This is a genomic window from Maritimibacter dapengensis, from assembly GCF_019218265.1.
Classification (GTDB): domain Bacteria; phylum Pseudomonadota; class Alphaproteobacteria; order Rhodobacterales; family Rhodobacteraceae; genus Maritimibacter; species Maritimibacter dapengensis.
On the sequence record NZ_JAHUZE010000007.1, the window covers coordinates 22,416 to 48,413 of the forward strand.

The following is a 25,998-nucleotide window of genomic DNA, read 5'->3' on the forward strand; positions in this document are numbered from 1 at the left end:
TTACACCCTTTCGATGTCGTGACGACCGAACAGCCCGTGCGGACGGATCATGACGGTAAGAATGAGCACGGCAGCGACGATAAGCTCACGGCTTCCGCCTCCGACAAGCGGATCGAGGAAATCAGCGCCAACGTTTTCGACGACGCCCAGGATGATGCCTGCGATCACGGCGCCAAGGATACTGTCGAGACCACCGAGAACGGCAACCGTCAGACCTTTGAGAAGCAACAGCGACAGCGCCTGATCGACACCCTGAATCTCGCCCCAGATAACGCCAGCGGCGACGGCAACAACGGATGCCAATGCCCAGGACAACCCAACGCCGCGCTCAACCGCGATACCGACCGACCACGAAGCCATGTAATCATCCGCGATCGCCCGCAACTTGATCCCGGTCCGGGTTCGGAAAAACAGCATGAATGCGACAAACAAGGCGAGCGCAACACCGGCACCAACCAGATGGATGCGGCTGATGAAGATGTCGCCCAGGAACAGCGGATCATAGCTGACGCCCAGTTCCATCGAACGCGACGTCCCGCCCCAGATCGCAAGCGTTGTACCCCGCAGGAAAATGTCGAGGCCGAGTGTCAGCATCAAGATCATGACAACCGGCCGACCTGCGAGACGGCGCAGGGCAACACGCTCAATGCCGAACCCAAGGCCTAACATTACAACCGCAGCCAGAGGGATGGCCAGCCACAAGGGTAAACCCACGTCGCGTGCCAGCGCCAGGACCACATAGGCCCCGACCATGGTCAACCCGCCCTGCGCCAGATTGGGCACCGAAGATGCCTTGTAAATCAGCACGAGGCCGATGGCGAATAGCGAGTACAGCAGACCCGTCAAGGCTCCGTTGATCGCAAGCTCTGATAGAAAGACCCAGTCCATTTATACCTCCCTGATGGGAAGGCTTCTTTCGACCTTCCCTACTTCCCCGGTCTCGTAAGTCACCTGCGCGCTTACATGGACCTCTTTTGAACCGTCGTAGAGCGCCGCGATCACGTCAGCATAGCGTTCCTGAACGACCTTCCTCCGCAGTTTTCGGGTTCGCGTGATTTCACCATCGTCCGGGTCGAATTCTTTCGGCAGACTGACAAAGCGTTGCAGGCGCAATGGTTCGGTGACGGCCTTGTTGACCCGTTGGAAGGCCTCGCGAAGCAACGTCGCGACCTCTTCACGCTGAGAAAGATCGGCATATGACACGTAAGGTACGCCGTTCACTTCGGCCCAGTGCCCCACGGCCTCGAAATCCACGCAGACCATCGCCGTCAGTTCCTTCAGCCCGGCGCCAATCACGGCCGCATCCTTGATATACGGGCTGAATTTCAACCGGTTCTCGATGTAGTTTGGAACGTAACGTTCACCGTCGGCGGTGTGCATGACCTCGGATACACGCCCCAGAACAACCAGGTGTCCGTCGTCCTCCAGATAGCCGGCATCACCTGTATGCAGCCACCCGCCGTCAAGGGCTTCGGCGGTCGCTTCGGGTTTGTTGAAGTACCCTTTAAACACGCTGTCCGAGCGCACCAGGATCTCACCGTCTTCGGCAATGCTGACCTCGACGCCAGGCGCGGGTTTGCCAACCGTATGAAGACGGACCTCGCCCGGAGCCTGAATCGCGTTGATCGCGCTGTTCTCGGTCTGGCCGTAGAGCTGACGCAACTTGATCCCCAGGGCGCGGTAGAACACAAAGGTGTCTTCCCCGATCGCTTCACCGCCGGTGAACGCATTCTTGAGGCGGCTCATCCCGAACTGGTCCTTGATCGGACCGAAAACAATCGCCTCGCCCAGAAGCCGGCCCAATGGCTCAAGAACACCGCCGCTTTTGCCATTCAGCTTGCGCGTTTCCGCCGCGATGGCCCGATCCATGAAAAAATGGTACAGCCACTTCTTTAAAGGGGTCGAATTTTCGATACCAACCTGGATTGTCGTCAGCATCTGGTCCCAGCTTCTTGGCGCCGCCAGATAGAATGTCGGAGCGATCTCGCGCATGTCGCGCACGACCGTTTCCTGGCGCTCAGGCACATTCACGGTGAAACGCCAAAGGAGTGCCGCGGCAACGGTTATGGCGTAGTCTCCCACCCAGGCCATCGGCAAGTACGCGAGGATCTCCTCATTTTCGTCGAAGGCACCCGCCGCATGTCCATTCCGAGCAGCAGCAAGAACGTTCTTCTGACTCAGTACGATGCCCTTCGGCGCGCCCGTCGTTCCGGAGGAGTGCAGAAAAATGGCCGGATCTTCCGGCTTCGCACGACTAAGCAGTTCCTCACGCAGGCCCGGGGTTTCGTTCAGATCGTGCTGACCAACTTCGATCAGGTGATCCCAGGACAACAGTCCTTCAACCTCGTAGAAGCCAAGACCGCGCGCTTCATCATAAATGATGTGGTCGATGCCCTCGGCGCCCGCGTCCTTCAGTTCCAGGATCTTGTCAACCTGTTCCTGATCTTCGGCGATGGCCGGGACGATTTCGACTTCGCCAAGAAAGTGCCGGAGTTCTTCGAGCGTCGCGCCGGGATAGGCAGGCATTGCATAGGCACCCAGCAACGAAATAGCCAGCATTCCGCCATACAGCCGCGCCCGGTTGTCGCCCAGGATAAGCACCGCCTTGCCCGGTGTTACGCCGATTTTCTCAAGCCCGGCCGCGCAGGCCAGCACCTCTTCGGCGTATTCCGCCCATGTGGTTTCCTTCCAGATCCCACGCTCTTTTTCGCGAAGCGCGATTTCCGAACCGTGTTTCGAGGCGTTCCGCGCCAGAATTGCGCCGATCGTGTCGCCGCCCGAAGACTGTTTCTTCGTCAAATCAGTCATGCGACCCTCCGATATATGCCTCGATGACCCGCGGGTCCTTCACAACCTCCTTGGGGATGCCACTGGCGATCATTTCACCATAATTCAGGGCCAGCATCCGATCACAAATGCCGGTGATGACATCCATATGGTGTTCGATCAGCAGAACGCTGACGCCGCGTTCGGCACGGGCATCCAGAATGAAACGGGACATATACCCTTTCTCTTCCTGGTTCATGCCGGCCATCGGTTCATCGAGAATCAGCATCTGTGGCTCGGCCACCAATGCCCGCGCCAGCTCGACCCGTTTTTTCAACCCGATCGGAAGGCCATCGACCAACTCATGCCGGATGCTCTCGAGTTGTAGAAACTCGATCACCTCTTCGACGATCTTGCGGTTTTCGATTTCTTCACGCTGTGCTGCCCACCAGTAAAGCGCGGTGCGCAGAACGCCCGGTTTCATGTGGATGTGCCGCCCCAGCAGGATGTTGTCCAGAACGCTCATCCCGTTGAACAAGGCAAGATTCTGGAACGTCCGGGCGACGCCGAGCTTGGCAACCTTGTGAGGTGCCGTACCCGTGATTTCCTTTCCTGCCAACCGGACAGTCCCCACATTCGGTGGGTAGAACCCGGTAATTGCGTTCGTCAGTGTTGTCTTGCCGCTGCCGTTCGGGCCGACAAGTCCAAAGATTTCCCCCTGCCGAATGACGAGGTCCACACCGGTGACAGCGACGATGCCGCCGAACCGTCGCTCGACCCCGCTGCACTCCAGTATCGCCCCATCATCGGCTCCGATTGCTGTTTTAATCTTAGTCGTCATCTAGATATCATTGTCCCCCTAAGGTTCACGGCCAACATCAGGTAATCCGGAAGTAGTCCGGCCGCCCCGTTGGCCATGGATCCCCCCACAATTGCTGCCCACCGTCGATGTTCAGAACTTCTCCGGTTACGAATTTCCCTGAATTCGCCGCCATATAGACAACCCCTTCAGCGACATCCCATTCGTCCCCGGCGTGCCGCATCGGGTTGGAGTCCTGAAAGGTCGCAGAACCCTCCGGAGGGTAGTTCCCGAAACCGTTGCTTTCGCAGCAACCCGGCGCCACGCAGTTCACTCGGATACCGTGCGGGGCCCACTCCACCGCAACCGACTTGGACAGGTAAACTACCCCTGCCCGGGCCGCACAGGTATGCGCGATGCCGGGCATGCCGCGCCAGATATCGGCCACGATGTTGACGATGGAGCCCGATTGCTTGTTGGCAACCCAGTGGCGCGCCGTGGATTGCATCATCCACCACGTGCCGTTCAGGTTGGTGTCTATGACCGCATTCCAGCCCTTTGGACTAAACTCCAACGCTGCTTGCGGAAACTGACCCCCAGCATTGTTCACCAATACGTCAATCGCCCCGAACTCCTGGTTCGTCTTGGCGACAAAATCCTCGACCTGCTCAGGCTCCCGGATGGTCATAGGCACAGCGAAAACTTCGCCCCCGAAACTTTCAAGGAACTCCTTGGCCAAAGCCAGTTTCTCTTCGTTGCGTCCATTGATCGCCAGATTGGCCCCGAGCCTTGCGAACAAGGTCGCAATTGCCAGCCCCAATCCGCCTCCGGCCCCGGTCACCACAACGACTTTGCCGGTGAATAAACCGCTTGCGTAAACGGTTGCACGTTTTGATAGGTCCTCCCTCGAAGACCCAAACTGCGTCTTATTCATGACGCCTCCTCCCATTCCCATTAGGGGCAGCTGCCAGTAATCTAACGGGTGTTAGAAAATTGGTCAAGACAACTTTTCCCACCAGCCCCGCCCGTTATCTCCGATCAGTAAGACTTTGGAAGTCCAAGGGCTTTTTCTGCTATGAACGACAGAAGCATCTGCGGTGTCACCGGTACGATGCGGAACAGCAGAGCTTCACGTACCAGTCGCTCCACGTGATATTCCTTAGCATATCCGAATCCGCCAAACGTAATTTGCGCGGCTTCGGTCGCCTCGACCGCGGCGTCGGCGGCCAAAAGCTTGGCGGCGTTCGCCTCGACGCCGCAGGGTTCTCCCGCATCGTAGAGGGCTGCAGCGTGCATCACCATGAGATTGGCAGATTCCACTCGCGCCCAGGCTTTGGCGAGTGGATGCTGAACACCCTGATTTTGGCCGATCGGGCGGTCAAAAATCACACGTTCGTTTGCATAATGCGCCGCTCGCGCCAGTGCGTTGCGCGCAATACCGATGCATTCACCGGCCACCAGGATGCGTTCGGGATTCAACCCGTGCAAAATTTGCCTAAAGCCTTTGCCCTCCTCCCCGATCAGGTCCTCAGCCGGAATCGGCAATCCATCGATGAAGACTTCGTTCGAATCGACAGCCTTTCGACCCATCTTTTCGATCTCTCGCACGTCAACGAAATTTCGGTCGAGATCTGTATAGAACAGGCTCAGCCCTTCGGTCGGGCTGCTCACATCCTCTAGCCGCGTTGTTCTGGCCAGAAGCAACATCTTGTCCGCCACCTGCGCGGTAGAAATCCAGACTTTTTGTCCGTGCACGACATATCTGTCCCCCTGCCGCACCGCCATGGTCTTCAGCTTTGTGGTGTCTAACCCGGTCGTCGGTTCGGTTACGGCGAAACAGGCCTTTTCATCGCCTGCTATTAGAGGGCCAAGCATACGCGCGCGCTGCTCATCGGTCCCAAACTTCACCACCGGGTTGAGCCCGAAAATGTTCATGTGGATGGCCGAGGCTCCGCTTGCGCCGGCCCCCGACTCGGCAATTGCCTGCATCATTATGGTCGCCTCGGTGATCCCCAGACCCGCGCCGCCGACAGCTTCTGGCATGGCGATACCTAGCCAGCCGCCATCGGCCATTGCCCTGTGCAGATCATGGGGAAAACCACCGTTGCGATCCCGATCCAGCCAATAGTCGTCGTCGAACCCTGCGCAAATCCGCAGAATCTGGTCGCGAATCTCTTGTTGGTCGGCGGTCAATCGAAATGTCATAGCGCGCGCCCTCCCTCCAATCTTACGAGCCCAGCCTCACATAGGGCAGCGATCCGCTCATCGTTAAAACCAAGATCACGCAGAATGCTTTGGCTGTCTGCGCTAGGCGGTCGTCCCAGCCAACGAAGCTGACCGGGCGTCGCGCTGAGATGAGGGACCGGACCAATGACCTGGGTCTGTTCGCCGTCGACCGACACGATGTCCCCACGATGGCGTATCTGCTCGTTCGTCATGATCTCTTCGACGCTCAACACACGCGAGGCAACCGCATCATGGCGGGCGAATACCGCTTCCACTTCCTTAGCCGTGTGCTGCGTGACGAAATCATTGATCGCGTCAAAGACCACCGTCATGTGCCGCGACATCTCGCCCAATGTCGCGAACCGCGGGTCATCGGCGAGGGCATCGCCTCCGACCGCCCGCAACAGGCGCTGCGCGGTTTCCGCGCTCCCTGCCGAAACGCTCAGCCACACCCCATCGGACGTTCGGAACATCCCCCCCGGAGCAAAGTCCATCGGCTGGCGCAGCCCATTGCGTCGCGGCGAGAGGTTCGCGCCAGTCAATGCGGGAACAGGATAATCCATCAACCGAAGCAGGGCCTCGAATACTGCAATATCGACGACCTGACCGCGTGCTATCCCCTTTTCGCGAGCAAATAGCGCGATCATGATTCCCAAAGCGCCCATTAGCCCTGTCGTGCTGTCAGCCGCCGGAAAGCCGGGGTGCATCGGCGGCCCGTCGGGAAAACCGGTCAGATGCGCTAATCCACTCATGGCCTCCGCAGCACGCCCAAACGCTGGCAGGTCGCGCATCGGACCGTCCTGTCCGTAACCTGAAACCCGCAAGACAACCAAGTCCGGGTTCCAATCGTGCAAGACGTCTGGCCCAACACCGGCACGTTCCAGCACACCCGGTCGGAAATTCTCGATCAGCACGTCGGCATCTTCGACCAACTTTCGCAGGATGTCCCGGCCCTCGTCGGACTTCCAGTCCAGACCTAGTGTTTTCTTGTTACGGCCCAAAGTCTTCCACCAGACGCCCACCCCATCCTCTGCCTTGGGTCCAAGGTCGCGCATCATATCCGTCCGGTTGGGGGCTTCGATCTTGATGACATCTGCACCAAAATCCGAGAGTAAAGCTGCCGCAAGTGGTCCGGCAATTACGTGACCAAGTTCTATAATCTTCAGTTGATCAAGGGGTCCAGACATCTGCACTTTCGACTTTGCTAATTTTCTAATGGTTGTTCGATTCCTAGCAAAGGCGAAGTCGGATCTCAAGATTCAAAGGTAATCACCTCCCCGAAAACGTAACCGCCCGGTTGTTACCATGGATCAGTTCATTGGCGTCCAGTTCCATGGAAGCGGTTCGTTGAGCGGGTTGGTCATGTGATTGTGGATGCGGTCGAGGATTTCGGCCAGCCAGGCTTGCCGATCGAGGCCGTTCATCTTGGCTGTCTCGACAAGAGACATCGCCCGGGACAGCGTTTCGCCACCGCTGTCGGAGCCTGCAAAAAGCCAGTTTTTTCGCCCGATGCTGATCGGGCGCATGACGCACTCGGCGGTGTTGTCGTCGATGCCGACGCGGCCATCTCCAAGGAAGAGCTCGAATGACGGCCAGCAGCTGAGACCATAGCGGAAGGCCTTCGCGAGATCGCCCTTGCCGGGAATGCGTAGCAGTTGGGCCTCGGTCCATGCCTTGAAGGCCTAGACCATGGAGCGGGAGTGCGCCTGGCCTGCTGCCAGCCGCAGTTCCGCTGTATTTCGTGCCCTCACGAATTATGGCCAGCCGTGCGTTCTTTCAGGCCTGCGGGACGAAGCGCTCGTCTTTGGCGGCACCGAAGTGGCTCCGACATTCGGCGGTTTTCTCGAAGGCGCGCTTGAGGCGGCGGAATATGCCTACACCGTCCTTAAGATGGGTCGAGGGCGCTCAGAGAAGCGCTTATAACTGCATCTGCGTTCAGGCTGTCGCTGGGGAACCTGAAGTAGCGTTTTCTTTTTTGGGCGGCTTGATCCGGAAGAACAGTGCATAAAATACCGGAACCGCGACCAGCGTCAGGATCGAGGCGAACGCGAGGCCACCCATGATCGTCGCGGCCATCGATGCGAAGAAGGCGTCTGGTAAGAGCGGAATCATACCGAAAATCGTTGTGCCCGCAGCCAGCACGACGGGCCTCAAACGGCTGACCGAGCCATCGATCACCGCCTGATAGTCCTCGACACCTTCGGCGCGTTGCTGATCGATTTCTTCCACCAGCACAATGGCATTCTTCATCAGCATCCCGGAAAGGGACAAGAAGCCGAGAAGCGCCGTGAACGTGAACGGTAGCCCAGTGAACAGCAGACCGAGAACCATCTGTGAACCGGCATGCAAAATTGACCCTGTAGAGGGGTGATCGGCGTCCAAAAATGACCCCCTTACAATGATGTGGATGATGCCCCCGAGGTCATCGGGGAGCGCAGTGTGGGATGTTGGTCGTGGAGACGATAGCGAAGATCCGGCGGGCGTATTTTCAGGACAAGAAGTCGATCAAGCAGATCTGCCGTGAGCTGCGGGTATCTCGGAACACGGTGCGCAAGGTGATCCGGTCGGGTGCGACGGAGCTCACCTATGAGCGAACCATTCAGCCGCAGCCGAAGATCGGGCCCTGGAAAGACATGCTGGACGAGATGCTGGCGGTGAATGCGCGGAAGCCCAAGCGCGAGCGACTGACCCGCATTCGGATCTTGGAAGAACTTCGGGCCCGAGGTTATGATGGCGGCTATGATGCCGTCCGGCGATACGCGGCCTCCTGGTCCAAGGAGGAAGAGGTGGCATCTGCCGCGGCCTATGTGCCGCTAAGCTTCGATCCGGGGGAAGCCTACCAGTTTGACTGGAGCCACGAGATCGTGGTGATCGACGGCGTGACAATCACCGTGAAGGTCGCCCACGTTCGCCTCTGCCACAGCCGGATTCTGTTCGTGCGGGCCTACCCGCGCGAGACGCAGGAGATGGTGTTTGACGCGCACGACAAGGCCTTTGCCTTCTTCGGTGGAGCCTGCGCGCGGGGCATCTACGACAACATGAAGACGGCGGTGGATACGATCTTCGTCGGCCGAGACCGCGCCTACAATCGCCGGTTCCAGCAGATGTGCGGGCACTATCTGGTCGATCCGGTGGCATGCACCCCGGCCTCGGGCTGGGAGAAGGGCCAGGTCGAGAACCAGGTCGGTGTGGTGCGGCGACGGTTCTTCGTGCCCCGGCCGCGGTTCAAGAGCCACGCCGAGCTCAACGCCTGGCTCGAGGATCGCTGCGTTGCCTGGGCCAAAGCCAATCCGCACCAGGAGCTTCGGGATCGAACGATCTGGGATGTGTTCCAGGACGAGCGCGCGAGTCTCGTGCCCTACGTGGGTCCGTTCGACGGCTTCCATGCCGTGCCGGCGTCGGTCTCGAAGACCTGCCTCGTCCGGTTCGACAAGAACCGCTACTCCGTCGATGGCCGGGCGGTTGGTCGTCCTGTCGAGATCCGCGCCTATGCCGAGCGGGTCGAGCTCTGGCAGGACGGCAAGATCGTGGGGCAGCACGCCCGAGCCTTTGGGCGCGACAAGGCCATCTACGACCCGCTGCACTACATTCCGGTTCTGGCTCGCAAGCCTGGGGCCCTCCGGAACGGTGCCCCCTTCAAGGACTGGGACCTGCCGGCGGCGATCAGGCGCGTGCAGCGCAAGCTTGGCAAGGTGCCGAACGGCGACCGGCAGATGGTCCAGATCCTCAGCATGATCCCGATCGATGGGCTGGATGCAGTGGACGCTGCCTGTGCCGAAGCCCTGAACGAAGGGGTTCCCGCGGCCTCAGTCGTCCTCAACATCCTGGCCCGGCATCGGGAGCCGCCACCGCCGCTGACCATCGATACACCGGAGGCGTTGCGACTGACCTGCGAGCCCGTGGCCGATTGCAAACGCTACGACAGCCTCAGGAGACCCAACCATGGAAAGATCACAGGTGCTGGACGCGATGAGCCAGCTGAAGCTCTACGGCATGAAGGCCGCCTACGATGAGATCATCACCACGGCGGTGAAGCGTCAGCACGAGCCGCAACAGATCGTCGGCGACCTGCTGAATGCCGAGATCGACCAGGTGACGTCCTGGCTGGCCACCGAAATCCTCGCGCTCAGCGAGTTTTTGACCTCGTACTGGGAAGAGATCGATGACGCGATGTTCGAGCACCTTTGGCAGACCGAGGTCGACGCTGTGCCGGAGTTCACCACCTCGAAGATCACGCTGATCTGCGGGCTTCTCCTGCCGATCTGGGACCGGCTACCTGCCGACAACATACGCATCTATCGCCTGCAAACCGAAGACGGGGAACGCGCCATCGGCCGTCTGGTCAGCCAGGAACAGCGCTCGAACGTCTACGCGCGCCTTGGGCTCGACTGCCAGATCGAGATGTCGCCGCAGGAGGAGCTCGCGGCCGTGATGGACGCCAGGACGACCCTGAACCTCCTCGGCGGTTACCAGCTGCGCAGGTCGCTCGTCATGGGGCAGCCGAGGTGTGAGCTGATCGGCGCGTCCGGTGCGGCCCTGCCCGCACTGAAAGCCATGGGCTGCTTCACCGAGGTTATCCAGTGGAAGACGCGGGTGTTCATCCCGGTGGACGGTACTGACGTGCTGGCGCGGGTGCTCGCCGAGCATCCAGTTGGCGCAAGCGTCGCAGATGCTGCCGCATGAACCCGCGGCGCAGCATCGCAGACCTCTCGGCCGATCTTGCAGACCAGGCCGAGAGTTTCTGCCGCCAGTATTTCCCCGAGGGACGCAAGCAGGGCAATTATTGGCAGGTCGGTGACACATCGGGAGCAAAGGGACAGAGTCTCGCGATCCGACTGCAGGCGGAAAGCGGGCGCAAGGCCGGGTCCTGGCAAGATTTCGCGACGGGTGAATTTGGCGACTTGATCGACCTGCTGCAAGAACGGCTTGGTTCGGTGACACTCAAGGAAACGCTAAGGGAGGCCCGGTCCTTTCTCGGCGAGGCCCCCTGCCCTGCCGTAACTCGTGAAACCCAAAGGGCTGAGCGCCACGATACTGCCTCCAGCAAACGCATTGCGCGGGCGCGCAAGCTCTTTGCGGCTGGCAAGCCAGTTCTTGGCACCTTGGCCGCCACCTATCTGCAAGGGTGCGGCATCACGCGCCTCGGTCCCGCGCTCCGCTATCATCCGCGGGTCTTCCTACGTCAGGGCGAGGACGATCCTGATCTGGCAACAAGGTCCCCTGCCCCAGCCAGATGAGGTCGAACTCGCCATGGCGACCCTCTTTGATACCACCATCGGCCTCCTCACCGGCAGCCAGTTGGAAGACAATCTCGAAGAGATGCTCTGGTCCCTGACCTCGATTTTCCATCGCCGGCTGACCCATATCCAGAAGCTTCTCGAGGACAACGAATTCGAGGTCCGGGAAAGCCTAGCCATCCAGGACGGCTCCGAGGTCGCCTCGGTCGAGCTCGAGCGCCTCCAGATGATCGGCCTCAAGCTCTGGGACCATCGCGACGCTTTCGAGCAGATGCGCGATCTGGCCGTGGACCACTTCTCGGCCGCCACCGGCTCGCCCTGGCTGCCCCGCACCGGGTCCAAGGTCTCGCATCGCGGCCTGACCTCCGCCGTGGTGGACAGCCGGGCCTATCTCTCGGCCAAGCGCCGCAAAGAGACCGAGGTGCATTGCCCCGAAGGCACGCGGATCGCTTTCTCGGGCGGGGACTATCAAGCCTACGATCTGATCTGGTCCGTCCTCGACGCCACCCACGCCAAATACCCCGACATGGTGCTCCTGCACGGCGGCACACCCAAGGGCGCCGAGATGATCGCCGCTCGGTGGGCAGATACCCGCGGTGTCACCCAGGTGGTCTTCAAGCCCGACTGGAAAAGCCACGGCAAGGCCGCCCCTTTCAAGCGCAACGACAAGATGCTCGAGACCATGCCGCAGGGTCTGATCGCCACCCCCGGTTCGGGCATCACCGAGAACATCGTCGACAAAGCCCGCAAGCTCGGGATCCGTATCAAGAGGATCGGGGCCTGAGGCCCCGTTTATCCCATGACATCAGTCGGAGCGCCTTGTGCGGTTCGCTCTATGAGTTCGCAGAGGTGCGCAGTTCTGCGGGATTTGGTCTGTCAGACTGCTGAGAGTGCGGATGAGATTTCTAGCTGGTCGCCGTAGCGGGCCTTCCTGATGCCTCGTGACGCTCGCGTCGTCCGGCCGTCAGTGGGATATTCGCCGAGAGGCAACCCATGTCGGCCAGGAAACTGACCAATCCGACGCTCGTCTTGAACTTGCGAAATTTGAAGACGCTGCGGCTTGTCACAAGCATCTTCGCATCCTGACCATCCTTCGTCACCATGTGCACGACCCAGGAGCCATACCAGCTGTTATGGCGTTTCTCGGCGGTCTGGTTGCAGATCACCTCGATGAGATAGCCATCTGAGAGCAGATCGCGCAGGCCATCCTCGATGACCACGTTCGGTGTTGCGCCGTCCAACTGCTTATCTTCTTCACTTATGCCGACACGTATCGGGATTGGAGCGGGCCGGAGCTTCTACCTGATCTTCCGAGTCGCATGCGTCGTTGCTCAGTTTCGCGATGCCGTACGGGACATCCTCGAAATTCGCAACGCGGCCAGGATTGAAGCCGTCGGGAAGAGATGCGCATGTCCTCGCCCTGGCATTTCAACTTCTCCAGCCTGTCAGATCACTTTCTGCTTGAGGTCCCTGGTTGTTCGACCGAGGAACTGAACGCGGGCCGGTGTTGCGTTGCGACGGATCGTAGTCTGTATCGAACGATCAGCCATGTCTGGCGAGGCCCCTTCGGCGTTCTTGGCGTTGGCTGTTGTCTGATCTCCCTTCGTGGCCCCCCGCACTTCTCCCGATGTCTGAGTTGCATGACATGCTGGTCGCAGCTGTCGTCCCGCCCACAAGGGTTGTCGCCGATCTTTTTCCCCTGTCCCTGCGGGCCATTCCGCGCGCACCAAAAAAACCTGCGCCTGCCCCTCTCCGCTGCGCTTCGCCTTCGGTGTGGCCAGGCCTTGGCCAGCTGCAAGGTGACCATCATTGCAACGCAAACAAGGAGAAGAGCAATGACCACGAACTGCATCAAATTCACCAGCGCCGACATCGAAACCGCCAAGGGCACAGGCTCCATCTCGACCCTGACCTTCGACCTCGACATCACGGTCGAACCCGTCGCGAGTACGAACCCGATGGCCCCCACGCACCGCGTCCTCGGCCGCTCCCCGCGCGGCAAGCTGGTCGAGTGCGGCGGCATCTGGAAGAAGCAGAACAAGGAGACCGGCGCCGACTACTACACGCTGACCATCCGTGACCACGGCTTCAACGCCAACCTCGGCAAGGCCGCGAACCAGGACGATCTGTCCCTGCAGGCCGTCATCCCCTGGGGCCCGAAAGACGCCGCCTGAGCCAAGGGCCAGACCGCTTCGGCGGTCTGGCTGCACCAGGCTCCGAGGTTTTTGCACGCGTGCAAAATCACCTCGGCGGTTCAGGTTGCTGTCCGTATTTTCAATCGGTGTAGCCCATATTGTGCGCCGGAAATCCTGTAGGCGTACAATATCTGTACATTTCCTCAAAAACCGTGCTATTTACAACTCGGAGCGATTCCGTGAGAGAGTCGAAATGAGAGCGGTGTAATGGGCGGCAGTATAGAACAGTTCCTTCAAGAGCTCGAGCGGGGCCTTGGCCGGACCATGGTCTCGGTCAACAAGGAGTTGACGATGCGCGAGCGCATCAAGCGCTCTTGGTCGATGCGCCAATGTGCTCGCTTCCTGAACATTAGCCATCAGCATCTGACGAAGTTCGCTAAGGACAATGAGGATTTTCCTGCCGGCAAGCATGTAGGGCGCGAGCGTGTTTTCACCCTGACGGAGCTGATGCACATCCGGGCTTTGATGGCTGCCTCAGCAAAGCGGCCTGAGCATTTTCTTGCTTGGCGCAAACCCGACGATCCTTTGCCCGTTATTTCGTTTGCAAGTCAGAAAGGTGGAACGGCGAAGTCGCTTAGTGCTGCGCACTTCGCTCAGTACCTGAGTCTGCACTACGGCATGCGAGTCGGCGTCATGGACGCTGACCCCCAGAGCACGATCACGCTCTATTTTGTCGGCGGCGAAGAAATGCCAACTTTGCCAGATGACGAAACTCCGACGATGGTTGACTTCGCGGGGCTGTTTCAGACCGACGAATCCATCCCCTACACTGACTATGATGCGGAGACGCTTGACGGGTTTTTCAAGAAAACGTCCTGGCCGGGCGTGCGGCTAGTACCTGCGCATGGCGAAACCTCAGAAGGTGAAATTCAGATCGCGAGGTTGTTGCGAGCGGGCACCCCGGAAAAGCGGTTCTACAGGTTCCTAAGAGACTCCATAGATCGTTGGAAAGAGGGGAATCCACCGGTCACCCGTCCGAATGAACTGGTGAGCAACGGTAGGGTCGACCAAACGAAGCTTGAAAGTGCCCTCAACGAGACCTTGGACTGCATCATTATCGACTATCAGCCTGCGCTGACACTGTTCCAGCTGAACAATGTGATGGCGTCTACTTCGTTGATTATCCCGCAGACGATGAAGGGGTTCGACATTGCGACCTTGTCCACCTTTGTGACTGGTCTCCTCACTATGCTGCGCCACATTTTCGCGACGGATCGGATCGATATGGGCGGTGCGGCACATATGCTGTTGCCCACGATCGTGCAGAGAACAAATGAGCAAGATCTCACACAGGTCGGCAACCTGCTCGAAAACTGTCCAGATGAGGTGCTGCCGGTATTCTATCTTCGCTCTGATGCTATTTCGAACGCGTCGGACGTTTATCAATCCGTCTACGAGTACGACCCAGATACGCCAGGCAAGCGAAAAGGCATCAACAGGTTCATCGAGAATGCTGACGCTGTGAATGACGCCATCGTCTCACGCCTCTGGCCTGGTCTTGAGCGTGGCTATGCCGAGGATTGGATGCAGAACTTCTACAATTTCGAGGAGGAAGCCGAATGAAGCGAACACTGAGCAGCTCGGTCCTCAAGAAAAAGCCCACGCGCCCAGATGAGGATGTGTCTGCGGCTCCTGGATCTGGTGCAAGCGATCAGATTCACGAAGACGAAGCGAAACTGGTTGGTGGGGTTAAGCCAAGACTGGGCGGCTCTGGCAGTGCTTGGAAGGCCGGAGCGCTTTCAGACGCCAGCCAGATGCTTCACGTTGAGCGCGCACAGGTCGTGGAGCGCATTCTCGCGGGTCGACATGAGTTACAGATTGATCCGTCTCAGATCGTGGACGTGATTGGATCGGACCGGCGTGAAGATTGGCGCGACCAAGAGGCATTTGAGAAGCTCAAAGAGAGTATCGAGAAGAATGGTCAAGATACGCCCATTCATGTTCGGCCAGCGGATCCTGATTGGCGACCGGATGAACGTGAGCCCGAGAACGTAGAAGGCGTGACATTCCAGTTGATCGTGGGTCGGCGACGCCATGCGATCCTTGAAGCTTTGGGATTGCCTGTCCGCGCCATTCTGGTTCCACAATCCCTTCGGGGTTCCCGTGAAGAGCAGTTCGAGATGCTATTCATGCGCTTCCGGGAGAATGAGGAACGTGAAAACCTCAGCGCTTTCGAGCGCCTGGTTTCGATAGGCGAGATGTTTGAGCGGCTACAAGATGCCAAACCGAACGAGAAGATAACCGCAACCGAGTTCGCCAAGCGTGTGGGTGTCCATAACAGCGCGGTATCACGTGGTCGCGCTGTCTATGCCGCTAGAGCTGAGATTTTGCACGCGTGCAAAGATGTCTACGATCTCAGCCACCGTGACCTCGAAAAGGTTCTTGGTGACCTGACTGAGAAGCAGTCCAAGCCTGTAAAAAAGAAATCACAAAGCCCAAAGAAACTCACGGTACAGCGAAAGATCGGTTCGCGGAAATTGAGTGTCACAGGGCAGGGCGGGAAGCTCTCGGTCGCTGCCACGGGGTTAACATTGGACGAGGACATTCTCAGAGGTTTGAGTGATGTCATCGCTGAGTATTTGGAGAAACACGGATCGAAGTAAGAGGCAGGAGCCGCGGAGACGGTGGTCTTCGATCCAAACGAGGTAAGAAACAGGAGCGGATATGCTTTGAGATAAAGGCAAAAGAAAAGCCCCCAAGCTGAGGGCCTGAGAGCTTATCAATATTAGTTTGGTCGCTATCACGATAGTTCTCCGGCGAATCACTGTCAACAGCATCGCTCCTGAGCGAACGGGATTCTTTTGCCCTCCATCAAGCAGAGGAGGCGAGAACTATCCATGAAACATACAGGTTGGCGCAAGCCGACACCGGGTCTTGGCATTGCAGAGCAGCTTGCCAAAGCCGGTGAACAGGTGGCTGTACCCAAAACGCGGGCCTTCGTGGCCGTGAAGCGGGTGGGGGCCTACATTGGCCTCAAGGCCGGAGACATGATGCTCCTCGACACGCTCGGGGCCTTTACGCAGGCCCAGGACTGGGACGAGGGGCAGCGCCCGATCGTCTGGGCGTCGAACGCCTATCTGATGGAGCAGACGGGCTTCTCGCTCTCCGCACTCAAGCGGCATGCGCGGCGGCTGGCCGAAATCGGCGTGATTTCCTTCCAGGACAGCCCGAACGGCAAGCGGTGGGGCCGCAGGGACGCCGAGGGGCGCATCATCGAAGCCTATGGCTTTGATTTGTCGCCGCTGTCGGCGCGTGTCGAGGAGTTCGAGGAGCTCCATGCCGATTTGCAGGCCGAGCGCGAGCTCTGTCAGCGCCTGAAGCGCCAGATCACGGTTGCACGCCGTATGATCCGCACTCGGATCGAGGCGGCCGTCAGCAGCGCGCTGCGCGGGCCCTGGACGCAATTCACAGGCCTTTTCGAGGAACTTCTGGACCGGCTTCCGCGCCGTCACGAAGCCTCAGAGCAGCTTGCACGGCTGCTGGGCTGGTTCAAGGAGCTTCAGGAACGCGTTGAAGCTGCCTATCTCAAAGCAACCGATGTCGTCCAACTTGTGGAAAACACACCTGAAACCAAGGAACAAGCTTCTGAGAAGACTCAAGAAATGAACCCCAGGGAGGTCATTTCTGACCCTCATATACTAATTACAAACCAACTTAATCCTGTAACTCGTAATTCCTCAGAAAATGAGGAAGTCGCGGCCGTGGTGCCCAATGCTCGACCCGAAGATCAGGTTGATAGGGAGCTGGAAGAATGGGTTGCTGAGGTGCGTAAGAAGCGGGCGGCGCTGGATCTGCCTACTGTTATGCAAGCCTGTCCCGAATTCGCATCCTGGGCGCGCAATATGGGCGGGTTCCTAAAGGATTGGGGCGATCTGCACAGGGTTGCCGGGCAGCTCAGGCCGATGATCGGGGTGTCCGAGCATGCCTGGAACGTTGCGCAAGACCGGCTGGGCAAACAGGTGGCGACAGCGGCGTTGGCGCTTGTCTTCGAGAAGCATTGCGCGGGCGAAGTTTCGTCGCCGGGCGGCTATCTGCGCGGCATGGTCGAGAAGGCCGGGGCAGGGGAGCTGCATCTCGAGCGCAGCTTCTATGGCAGGCTCAGCGGGCAGGCGGCGTGATGGGGCAGAAAATCAGAGACCGGCGGCCTTTGTCAGGTTCACCCGGAACCGATCGCGGCGGCGCTGGTAGCGACGGGTCATCTCTGCCGAGGCATGCCCCAGCTGCTTCTGGACGTAGCGTTCGTCAACTTCGGCCGAACTGGCGAGCCCGGCGCGAAGGCTGTGACCGGAGAACAGCGCCAGGCGCTCTTTTTCGGTCAGCTCGGATCGGATGCCGGCGTCCAATACCGTACGCTTGATCAGGCGCGCGACATGCTTGTCGTTCAGCCTGTTTTCGGAAGCGCGTTTGCCGTCCCTCGACGTACCGACGAAGACCGGGCCGAAATTGATCTTCGCGAAATGCAGCCATTGCTCAATAGCATGCACGGGGCAGGTCTGATCCTTGGAGCCGCGGCCGATCTCGACTTCACGCCAACCGGTCTTGGCGTTGAGAGTCAGGAGGGCGCCTTTCTCCATGATCTCAATCCATCCGCCGGAATCTGGCGTGTCATCTTTATGTACATCGAGGCTCACGATTTCCGAGCGGCGCAGGCCTCCGGCATAGCCCAGCAGCAAGATTGCCCGATCTCGCAGCCCGCGCAGATCGTAGGGCAGGGTGGCTATCATCGCGAGGATGTCCTCGGCGAGGATAGCGGCCTTCTGGACCGGCGGTCGCGCATGCTTACGCTTGATCCCGGCCAGCACGGTGGCGATGTGGCGGTTCTTGCGATCAAGGGTGAAGCCGCGCTGCGCGTAATTCCAGGCGAGACCGGACAGGCGGCGATCGATGGTGCTGACCGACAGGGGTCGGGACGCCGACTGCGAAGGGGAGGTGCCCGACCCGGACGCAAGATCCGCGAGGTACAGGCCGATCATCTCCGGTGAGGGGGGCAGCGGCTCCGCGCCCTTCATCCGGCACCAGCGCGCGAAATGCGCCCAGTCCTTTGCATAAGCCTTCAGCGTGTTGTCAGATGCCGCCGCGCGCGCATAGTCGCGTGCCGTATCGACCAGGCGATCGAGCGTGCCCGAGCCAGCCACAAAGGACGGCAGGCTCAAGGCCTCGCCGTCAGGACCATCTCTCTCGCTGTCCTCGTTGGGCGAAGACCCGATTGGCGGCTCTGAGGTCGGTTTCTCGGTGTTTTCTGACATGTCGCCGAGCATATTCTTTTACGTCCGATAATGCAAACTTATTGGACTTAGCGTGGAGCCGCAGGGTGGGGCGGTTTGCACATCATATTGTGGACGAAAGCGCCGCCACGGGATAGTCTTGTGGCATGACATACCAGCCCGCCAAGATCTCCAACGACCTGAGCACCCTACCGCAGCTGCCGGGCTGGGTCACCTCCGGACGTGCGGAAACCCTTGAAACTGTGGCCTTTCGATCGGGGGCGGCGCTGACGGTGCTCGATCAACTGATCAGCGATCCCAGGCATGGCGTGCCGCTGAAACTACTGGCCAACCGACTGGCGCTGAGTGCCGCAGTGGCGACCTCGAAACTGGAAGGACGGCTGGTGCGGGAAGTCGATATCCGCGATGCCTACCATCTGACGCCGCCGGGCGAGGCGCGCGGTCCCGATGGCGATCTGCTGGCCTTCTGGCGCGAGGCGGTGCGGCTTCGGCTGAATGGACCCGGCGAGATCGCAGACCTGATCGGGCCCGACCGCGCGGAGGATGTGGCCGGTTGGTTGGACGCCGGGCAAGATCGGGCCCGGACTCATGGGCCTCTGGCGGGATGCGTGGCCGTCCTGCGTGCCGTTTTGGAGACCGATGACCGAGGAGAGCGGGTCGCTTGCTTGCTGTCCGATGTCGTCCTGGCGCGGGCCCTGAACTGGAAGGTGGTGTTACCGGTTACGGCGCAGCGGCTGACGAAGGCCGCATTGCGCGACCTGACAGCAGAAGGGCAAAGGGCCGAGCTGGCAGTCCAGGCGCGGATCCTCGAGTCCATCGAGGCTGTGATCCGGCTGGCGCGGGATCTCGCCCGCCGCGCCGAGGCACTTCGCACCGTCGCGCCGAAGCTCCGGGCGAAGGGATCGGATGCCGCGGTCGAGCTGTTCCTGACCGAGGATGCGGTGTTGCCTGCGTGGATGCTGTCGCCGCGTATCCGCGGAACAACGATCCCCATGACCGATCGCGCCGCGCGGCGGTTCTGCGATCGATTGGTCGAACTGGGCGTGGCACGGGAGCTAACCGGACGGCCGACCTTCCGGCTCTATGGGATCGCGCCATGACGACCGCGACCCGGAAACGGAAACCGGTGGACGAGGGAGGCGCCGGCTTTGACCGGGAGCTCGATGATCTGCCGCAAGAGTTGCGCTGGCGCGAATGGATGGGGCGGGTCGAAGCGGTGCTGTTCGCCAGTGCCTCGCCGGTTGGCCGCGACGATCTCGCGCGCGTGGTGGGGCAGGGGGCCTCGGTCGAGATGCTGATCGAAGACATCCAGGCCGAGTTGACCGGCCGTCCCTACGAACTGGTTCAGGTCGCCGGCGGCTGGATGTTTCGCACCAGGACGCAGTTTGCAGATGCCATCAAGGCGGCTGCCGATATTGGCGACCAGACGCTCGCCTTCACCGAGATGGAGATGGGGGTGCTCTGCGCCATCGCCTATCATCAGCCGATCGACCGCGCCGGCTTGGCCGACATTTTCGGCAAGGAGGTCAGCCGCGATCTTCTGGCCCGGCTGCGGTACAAGGATCTAATCGCCAGCGGGCCGCGGTCGCCGCGTCCTGGGGCGCCGCATACTTTTGTCACAACCGAGACGTTTATGGTGACGTTCGATCTGCAGAGCCTGCGGGATCTGCCGGAATTGGAGCTGGTTCAACACCCAGCCTAATCGGCTTCGCTCAAGCAAACTGCCATGTCCTACATGTTGTAGTCTGCGCCTTACGAAACGCTGATTGAAGTGCTATCTCTGTCATATGGAAGGTACGGGTCATTGGCGTGAACAAGAAGATTACTGCCAGTCAGCGAATTGGCGAAATCGGGGAGAAGGCGGCAAATCTTCAATTCTTGCGAATTGGGTTCCAATTCGATGGGCGGTCACGTCTGGAAGCGGGTATCGACGGCATCGCTGAGGTGATGGACGATGATCAACCGACAGCGAAGATGATTGCCGTGCAGGTTAAGGCTACCGAGAGCGGCAGCTATTCTGGAGAGACTGATGCCGGGTTCTCCTATCGTGTCCGCGCTTCGGACTTTGATTATTGGCGCGGCTCCAACCTACCCGTAATTCTCGTTCTCTACAGGCAATCGGATGACACGTTCTTTTGGAAGTCGCTCGAAAACCTCGTTGGCGAGGCCGAACGCACATTGCAGTTCGACAAAGAGCGCGACGTCTTGGACGGACGTGCGAAGGATCGCCTCGCTGCCCTGACTGTCGCCAAGCAAGGACACGGCTACTATGTCCCGCCACTTGGGGGAGGGGAGGAAGCGATCATCAACATGGTGCCATTGCAGCTTCCTGAGGAAATCTTCGTCGCACAGACTCAGCTCTCCACCCAGAAGGCGCTCGCCCGGATGAACAAGGTCCGGGAAGACCAGCGGTACGATTGGATGATCGATGAAACCTCGCTTTGGACATTCTGCGACCCACTAACCACACCCGTTCGCGACTTGGTCGAACGGGATCAGGTCGAACGGATCGAAACCGACTTTCTGGCGCAACACGACGCCGTAGATCAGCAGCACAAATTTGCGGGCCTGTTGCGACATACTCTGGCGCATGACTTTCGGGACTTGCTTGGGTGGGACCGAAAGAAAAAACAGTTCTACTTCTTGCCAACACCTGGAAGCGTCGCGCGCAAGTTCCGCTATCTTGGCGCGAAGCAGAAGACGCAGGCCGACGTTGTCAGCGTCTATCAGAAGTCAAAGGGGGAGGGGCCCGTCGACTATGTACGGCACCATTCATTCCACCCTCGGTTCGAGCGCTTGGCGGATAAATGGTACCTGATCGTCAACCCATCCTACTACTTCACTTCAGATGGAGAACGCGCGCTCAACTATCCGGATGCCTTGTTGTCCGGCAAGAAACGCCTCGACACGAACAGCACAGTTCGAGGCCAGGTGATCATGTGGCATCGATTGCTATCGGGTATGGATTTTGAAGATGCCGGCGAACTGCTGACGCCCGACACCAAGACGGATCGCATCATCAAGTTCGGTCTTCCGCCTTCCGTCGAACTGCCAAAGAGCGTGCCCGAGGATGTGTGGGGCGCGAAGGCGCAGAAGTCGAAGAAGCCACCCCACTCCGATGAACAAGGCAGCTTCGACCTATGAGCGACTTCAAGACCAAAATCTTCCCGGAGCCCGAACTGGAGTTTGGCGACCAACACCATCATCCTGATCCGCGATTAGGGTTGCTACAGGCGGGCCCACTGCAAACGAACCTGGGGGACACCATCAAAGTCGGCGTTGTTGGCAGCGCTCTTACCGTCGAAAAATCAGGCGAATTTCTGGATGCGATCAAAGATGGGTTCGAGGGGAAGACCGAAAAGCACCCGAACCTGCACCCGGACTTTCCCGGGTTGAGAAATCAGAACCCCTATCGGTGCCGGTTCGAAATGGTGGCTGCCGACGTCGGTCTGCTGACGAAAGGTCAGATCGAGAAGATTGCCAAGGAACCGAGCGATGCGCGTGCTGTGGAGATGGCGGTCGATGCAGTTATGGAGCAACTGGAAAAGCTTGAGGCGCATCATGAACGGCCAGACGTGGTCATGGTTTCGCTCCCTGTCAAGCTGATCGAACGAGTCTGGAGAAACGAGCAGGCGCGCGATGACGAGGTCGTAGAGGACAAAGCGGCCGAGGCGAAAGCTGGTAAGGAAACCTCTCCGAACTTCCGCGGTTTGCTCAAGGCCAGAGCGATGAATCTCAGATTCTCAATTCAGATTGTCTGGGAGGATGTCATCAACCCCGATGCCAAGATCCCTCGCAAGATCAAGGAGAACTCTGACCGCCAAACCCAAGATCGAGCTGATCTCGCATGGAACCTTATGACAACGCTCTACTACAAGGGCAGCGGCAAGGTGCCCTGGCGCAGATTGCCGGAAGAAGGCGAGTTCACCGCCTGTTACATTGGCATCAGCTTCTTCAAGGATGCCGAAACCGACGAGATATGGACCAGTGCTGCGCAAATGTTCGACGAGCGGGGCAGAGGGTTCATTCTTAGAGGCGGTCCTGCGCAGTCAGAGTCGCGGGGTCGCCACCCGTTCCTCACTATCGATGAGGCTCACAAGCTCACCGAGAGTGCCTTGGCCGCCTACAAGTCGGTCCATAGAACGATGCCGGCACGCGTGATCGTCATGAAGACGTCGCGCTTTCGCGAGGACGAGGCCGAGGGTGTTGGTAAGGCGCTCGACGAGGCAGGTGTGGAACTGCGCGATCTCGTTTGGATTCATGAGAGCTATTCAGTCAAGGTGCTGCGCGACGGCGACTTCCCTGTCCTCCGCGGCACCTTCGTTGAACTGGACGGCAATGGGCTGCTCTATACCAACGGCAGCATTCCCTACTATGGGACCTATCCTGGCCTCTATGTCCCGAATCCCCTGTTGCTCTGTCCGCACCCGCAAAGCGAGAGCACGATCGAACAGATTGCGAAGGAAGTTTTCAGCCTCACGAAGGTGAACTGGAACTCGACCCAGATGAACCAACGCTTGCCGATTCCGATCCGAGCAGCGCGTAAGGTCGGTGACGTGTTGAAATACGTTCCCTCGGGGCAAAAGGTCAGCAGTGACTATCGGAAGTACATTTAGAAGTTGCACACCGAGCACGCCGTCGGCTCCATGGATGCTGTTAAGAGCATCTGATCGTCGTTCCTCGAAGCTCCCGAGTTTCCAGCGGATCTTTTTTCGGCAAGTGACTTCTCTGGCGTTTGATATATAAAAGCACATCATGCGCATGCCTTGATGTAGAACTCCACATCAATCTTGAAGTCTCCTTCAGTGAGTGATATGTTTATGCATATCATAAATGGTAGAGGAAGCAGCAAGATAGATCATGGGTTACGCAACGGAGCACATTGCAGAGTCGCTCAAAGCCGCGCGGGAACGCAAGGGGCTCTCTCAGCGCGCGCTTAGTGCGAAGGCGGGGGTTCCACAGAGCCACATCTCCAAGATCGAGAACGGGGCGGTCGATCTGCGTCTGTCCAGCCTGGTCGAGCTTGCACGTGTACTTGATCTGGAATTGACTCTGGTCCCGCGCAAGAAGCTGCCTGCCGTTCGGGCGATCATTCGCGGTGATGATGATGGTCACCGTGACGTTCAGAGCGCGCGTAAGGCAACGAACCTATTGCAGCGCCTTGATGACCAGATAGCAGCGCTTCCCAGTGAAACGCTCTCTGAGATTGTCGTTCAGGAGTTGCAGCGCCGGGCGCGCGAATTGATGCACTTCAAGCTTTCAGCCGATGATCTTGTTCAGTTGCAAGAAGCCTCTGCTGCCATGCAGGAGTTCCTGAGCGATCCGCGCAACTTGGAAGCGGTCGAGCAGGCGCAGAGCCAGTTGCGCATGTTGCGCAACGCACTCGCCCATGGCGCGGGTGTATCTGCACCATCCTTGCCGCGTCCGGCCTATCGTCTGGACGGTGACGATCGTGGCTGATGTCAGTGTCCTTGAAGTCCTGCTCTACGGAGAGCCGATAGGTACGTTGACGCGGGTCAGCGGTGATACCTCGCTCTTTGCTTTCTCTGAAGGCTATGTCGCCGATGCGGGCAGGCCGGTTCTGAGCCTCGGTTTCAAGAATGAGCTTGGGGAACTGACCACTGATTTCGGTACGCAGAACATGCACCTGCTGCCCTTCTTCTCAAATCTTCTGCCCGAAGGTCACATGCGGGACTATCTCGCCGAGCGCGCGGGCGTGAAGCCCGTCCGTGAATTTTTCCTGCTCTGGGTTCTCGGCGAGGACCTTCCCGGTGCGGTCACTGTTCGGCCCGCCGATGGTGAGGCGTGGCCCCCCGACGCTGATGATGGTGAAGATCATCACGATGATCATCGAGATCAGGCGCTGAGGTTCTCGCTGGCAGGCGTTCAGTTGAAGTTCTCGGCTTTGGGAGACAAACAAGGCGGTCTTGCGATTCCGGCCAAGGGGGTCGGCGGCTCCTGGATCGTCAAGTTGCCAGCGCAAGGCTTCGATGCTGTCCCCGAGAATGAATTCTCGATGATGACGCTCGCGCGTCTCTGCGGCATGGATGTTCCGCCGATAAGGCTGATCGATGTTGCCGACATCGGCAACCTGCCCGAGGGCATGGATAAGGTCAGCGGTCAGGCGCTGGCGGTCGAAAGATTTGACCGTCTGAGTGATGGCAGCGCTGTTCACATTGAAGACTTCGCGCAGGTCTTTCGCGTTTATCCCAAGGACAAGTACGAGAAGGCAAGCCAGCGCAACATCGCACAGGTACTGGCCGCTGAATGCGGAGAGGCCGACATCGCCGAGTTTATCCGGCGGCTGACTTTCAATGTGCTGATCGGCAATGCCGACATGCACCTCAAGAACTGGTCGCTGATCTATCCGGATCGTAGGCAGGCAGCGCTCGCGCCGTGTTACGATTTTGTTTCGACCATTGCCTACATAGACGACGACAAGGCGGCGCTCACCTTTAGCCGCACCAAGAAGTTCTCTGGGTTCTCGAAGGACGAGCTGTCGCACCTGGCTGCAAACGCCGGTCTATCCGAGAAGCTGGTTCTGGGAACCGCACGCGAGACTGTCGCGCGCTTCCATGAGCACTGGCAGGCCGAAAAGGGAAACCTGCCGCTGACCGCGGATGCGATCAAGGCGATTGAAGCCCATTTGCACACAGTGCCGATAGCGTAGGGGATTGGCAGAATGGCAGAGAGTTTTTCGAACCGGCACGGCTACCGCAGCGCAGCCGCGGAGATAACCGTTCACGAGGACGCGCCCGAAAACCTGCGCTATGCGATCCCGCTGATTGGGCAGGACATCGGCATGAGCCCGTCCGCCATGCGCCGGATCATCTGTCAGGTGTTGCTCGTCCCGCCTGACCGAAACAACTGGTCGGAGCACCCTAACATCTAAGAAGAGGTCGTCGGGCTTGTTGCCGACTGTCCTTGGTACAAGGTCTATGACATTGCTGAAGCGTTCCATAAGGCACTCGCGCAAGGGTTCAACGACAATGCAAGCAGGTTCGATGACCGGCTGAACCAGTTCATTGTCGAAAATGGCATCGGCTGGCATATGTACGACGGCCAGATAGTCTATCGCGGTTCCGAAGTATTTACCGGCGCGACACAGGAGGCGGTCGAAATCGTCGAACAAACCGGGCGCAGTGCCGCCGCACGCGAGATCCACGAAGCGCTGCGCCGTATTTCTCGGCGGCCGGAACCGGATGTGACCGGGGCAATCCAGCATGCCTGCGCCGCGATGGAAGCGACCGCGCGGGATCTGGCCGGCGATTCCAAAGCAACATTCGGCCAGCTTGTAAAGCGATTGGACCTTCCAAAACCTCTTGATACCGCAGCCGAGAAACTGTGGGGCTATGCGTCCAATAATGCTCGTCACGGGTTGGAAGGACAGCAGGTTGATACGCCAGAGGCCGAGCTGGTTGTCAGTGTAGCTGTCACTGTACCCTCATTAATCAGAATTGCCTTTAAAATTATCGTTTGTTTTCAGCGGCACGATGTACCCTTAATTTTCATATTGTACCGTTAATTGCCATACTGTACCCTTTATTAGC

22 protein-coding genes and 4 pseudogenes are annotated in these 25,998 nt (G+C 59.1%); 16 read left to right on the forward strand and 10 right to left on the reverse strand.

What is annotated here, in order from left to right; genetic code table 11:
• The 8 genes and pseudogenes from KJP28_RS19085 to KJP28_RS19120 form a co-directional block, all read right to left on the reverse strand.
• The gene (locus KJP28_RS19085) at nucleotides 1-888 is read right to left on the reverse strand and encodes a branched-chain amino acid ABC transporter permease (protein WP_142494382.1); all 888 of its coding nucleotides are present in this window, start codon (nucleotides 886-888) and stop codon (nucleotides 1-3) included.
• Nucleotides 889-2,808: an AMP-dependent synthetase/ligase gene (locus KJP28_RS19090; protein ID WP_218394079.1), complete on the reverse strand. Its 1,920-nt coding sequence runs from the start codon at nucleotides 2,806-2,808 to the stop codon at nucleotides 889-891.
• Nucleotides 2,801-3,607 (reverse strand): ABC transporter ATP-binding protein, encoded by an 807-nt coding sequence (locus KJP28_RS19095; protein ID WP_036538081.1) that lies wholly within the window; start codon nucleotides 3,605-3,607, stop codon nucleotides 2,801-2,803. Before KJP28_RS19095 ends, KJP28_RS19090 begins: the two co-directional genes overlap by 8 nt.
• A gap of 37 nt (nucleotides 3,608-3,644) precedes the next feature.
• Nucleotides 3,645-4,499, reverse strand: coding sequence for an SDR family oxidoreductase (locus tag KJP28_RS19100; protein ID WP_028284935.1), 855 nt, complete (start codon nucleotides 4,497-4,499; stop codon nucleotides 3,645-3,647).
• Between the two features lie 104 nt (nucleotides 4,500-4,603).
• Nucleotides 4,604-5,770, reverse strand: coding sequence for an acyl-CoA dehydrogenase family protein (locus KJP28_RS19105; protein ID WP_185959053.1), 1,167 nt, complete (start codon nucleotides 5,768-5,770; stop codon nucleotides 4,604-4,606).
• A complete protein-coding gene (locus KJP28_RS19110; protein WP_255552484.1) occupies nucleotides 5,767-7,047 on the reverse strand; it encodes a CaiB/BaiF CoA transferase family protein in 1,281 nt (426 codons plus the stop codon). Before KJP28_RS19110 ends, KJP28_RS19105 begins: the two co-directional genes overlap by 4 nt.
• Nucleotides 7,048-7,101: 54 nt before the next feature.
• Nucleotides 7,102-7,524: pseudogene (locus KJP28_RS20025) on the reverse strand (IS66 family transposase); the annotation flags it as partial.
• Nucleotides 7,525-7,726: 202 nt separating this feature from the next.
• A pseudogene (locus tag KJP28_RS19120) lies at nucleotides 7,727-8,122 on the reverse strand (efflux RND transporter permease subunit); the annotation flags it as partial.
• A gap of 113 nt (nucleotides 8,123-8,235) precedes the next feature.
• On the opposite strand from KJP28_RS19120, the gene istA reads away from it, so the two are divergent.
• The 4 genes and pseudogenes from istA (at nucleotide 8,236) to KJP28_RS19145 (ending at nucleotide 11,812) form a co-directional block, all read left to right on the forward strand.
• A complete protein-coding gene (gene istA / locus KJP28_RS19125; RefSeq protein ID WP_218394080.1) occupies nucleotides 8,236-9,804 on the forward strand; it encodes an IS21 family transposase in 1,569 nt (522 codons plus the stop codon).
• Nucleotides 9,734-9,883, forward strand: a pseudogene (locus KJP28_RS19130) (ATPase); the annotation flags it as partial. The gene istA and the pseudogene KJP28_RS19130, both read left to right, overlap by 71 nt.
• 587 nt (nucleotides 9,884-10,470) lie before the next feature.
• The gene (locus tag KJP28_RS19140) at nucleotides 10,471-11,028 is read left to right on the forward strand and encodes a DUF7146 domain-containing protein (RefSeq protein ID WP_255552485.1); all 558 of its coding nucleotides are present in this window, start codon (nucleotides 10,471-10,473) and stop codon (nucleotides 11,026-11,028) included.
• A 13-nt stretch (nucleotides 11,029-11,041) separates the two neighbouring features.
• Nucleotides 11,042-11,812, forward strand: a complete 771-nt coding sequence (locus tag KJP28_RS19145) for a DUF2493 domain-containing protein (RefSeq protein ID WP_255552486.1) — start codon at nucleotides 11,042-11,044, stop codon at nucleotides 11,810-11,812.
• Nucleotides 11,813-11,933: 121 nt separating this feature from the next.
• Here the strand turns inward: KJP28_RS19145 and KJP28_RS19150 are convergent, their stop codons facing one another.
• Nucleotides 11,934-12,269 carry a hypothetical protein gene (locus KJP28_RS19150; protein WP_218394081.1) on the reverse strand — a complete coding sequence of 112 codons (336 nt, stop codon included), beginning with the start codon at nucleotides 12,267-12,269 and terminating at the stop codon, nucleotides 11,934-11,936.
• A 594-nt stretch (nucleotides 12,270-12,863) separates the two neighbouring features.
• On the opposite strand from KJP28_RS19150, the gene KJP28_RS19155 reads away from it, so the two are divergent.
• The 4 genes from KJP28_RS19155 to repC all read left to right on the forward strand — a co-directional run bounded on the left by KJP28_RS19155 (nucleotide 12,864) and on the right by repC (nucleotide 17,341).
• Entirely contained in the window at nucleotides 12,864-13,202 is a 339-nt protein-coding gene (locus KJP28_RS19155) for a DUF736 domain-containing protein (protein WP_037207756.1), read from the forward strand.
• A gap of 228 nt (nucleotides 13,203-13,430) precedes the next feature.
• The gene (locus tag KJP28_RS19160) at nucleotides 13,431-14,786 is read left to right on the forward strand and encodes a ParA family protein (protein ID WP_218394082.1); all 1,356 of its coding nucleotides are present in this window, start codon (nucleotides 13,431-13,433) and stop codon (nucleotides 14,784-14,786) included.
• Nucleotides 14,783-15,826, forward strand: coding sequence for a ParB N-terminal domain-containing protein (locus KJP28_RS19165; protein WP_218394083.1), 1,044 nt, complete (start codon nucleotides 14,783-14,785; stop codon nucleotides 15,824-15,826). Before KJP28_RS19160 ends, KJP28_RS19165 begins: the two co-directional genes overlap by 4 nt.
• 234 nt (nucleotides 15,827-16,060) lie before the next feature.
• Complete coding sequence (gene repC / locus KJP28_RS19170; RefSeq protein ID WP_218394085.1) at nucleotides 16,061-17,341, forward strand: plasmid replication protein RepC; 1,281 nt, start codon at nucleotides 16,061-16,063, stop codon at nucleotides 17,339-17,341.
• Between the two features lie 12 nt (nucleotides 17,342-17,353).
• On the opposite strand, the gene KJP28_RS19175 is transcribed toward repC, so the two are convergent.
• Nucleotides 17,354-18,481, reverse strand: coding sequence for a tyrosine-type recombinase/integrase (locus tag KJP28_RS19175; RefSeq protein ID WP_255552487.1), 1,128 nt, complete (start codon nucleotides 18,479-18,481; stop codon nucleotides 17,354-17,356).
• A 113-nt stretch (nucleotides 18,482-18,594) separates the two neighbouring features.
• Here KJP28_RS19175 and KJP28_RS19180 point away from each other — a divergent pair, with 113 nt between their 5' ends.
• The 8 genes and pseudogenes from KJP28_RS19180 to KJP28_RS19215 form a co-directional block, all read left to right on the forward strand.
• Nucleotides 18,595-19,548, forward strand: a complete 954-nt coding sequence (locus KJP28_RS19180; RefSeq protein ID WP_142494389.1) for a DUF1403 family protein — start codon at nucleotides 18,595-18,597, stop codon at nucleotides 19,546-19,548.
• Nucleotides 19,545-20,150: an SMC-Scp complex subunit ScpB gene (gene scpB, locus KJP28_RS19185; protein WP_142494390.1), complete on the forward strand. Its 606-nt coding sequence runs from the start codon at nucleotides 19,545-19,547 to the stop codon at nucleotides 20,148-20,150. The genes KJP28_RS19180 and scpB overlap by 4 nt, the downstream gene beginning before the upstream one ends.
• A 107-nt stretch (nucleotides 20,151-20,257) precedes the next feature.
• On the forward strand, nucleotides 20,258-21,592 hold the full coding sequence (locus KJP28_RS19190) for a DUF4365 domain-containing protein (RefSeq protein WP_142494391.1): 1,335 nt from the start codon (nucleotides 20,258-20,260) through the stop codon (nucleotides 21,590-21,592).
• On the forward strand, nucleotides 21,589-23,064 hold the full coding sequence (locus tag KJP28_RS19195) for an argonaute/piwi family protein (protein ID WP_142494392.1): 1,476 nt from the start codon (nucleotides 21,589-21,591) through the stop codon (nucleotides 23,062-23,064). Before KJP28_RS19190 ends, KJP28_RS19195 begins: the two co-directional genes overlap by 4 nt.
• A 244-nt stretch (nucleotides 23,065-23,308) precedes the next feature.
• Complete coding sequence (locus tag KJP28_RS19200) at nucleotides 23,309-23,908, forward strand: helix-turn-helix domain-containing protein (RefSeq protein WP_142494393.1); 600 nt, start codon at nucleotides 23,309-23,311, stop codon at nucleotides 23,906-23,908.
• Nucleotides 23,901-25,118 carry a type II toxin-antitoxin system HipA family toxin gene (locus KJP28_RS19205; RefSeq protein ID WP_027246249.1) on the forward strand — a complete coding sequence of 406 codons (1,218 nt, stop codon included), beginning with the start codon at nucleotides 23,901-23,903 and terminating at the stop codon, nucleotides 25,116-25,118. The genes KJP28_RS19200 and KJP28_RS19205 overlap by 8 nt, the downstream gene beginning before the upstream one ends.
• Before the next feature lie 12 nt (nucleotides 25,119-25,130).
• On the forward strand, nucleotides 25,131-25,340 hold the full coding sequence (locus KJP28_RS19210) for a hypothetical protein (protein ID WP_218394084.1): 210 nt from the start codon (nucleotides 25,131-25,133) through the stop codon (nucleotides 25,338-25,340).
• Between the two features lie 24 nt (nucleotides 25,341-25,364).
• Nucleotides 25,365-25,973 (forward strand): annotated as a pseudogene (locus tag KJP28_RS19215) (AbiJ-NTD4 domain-containing protein); the annotation flags it as partial.
• Nucleotides 25,974-25,998 lie beyond the last annotated feature (25 nt).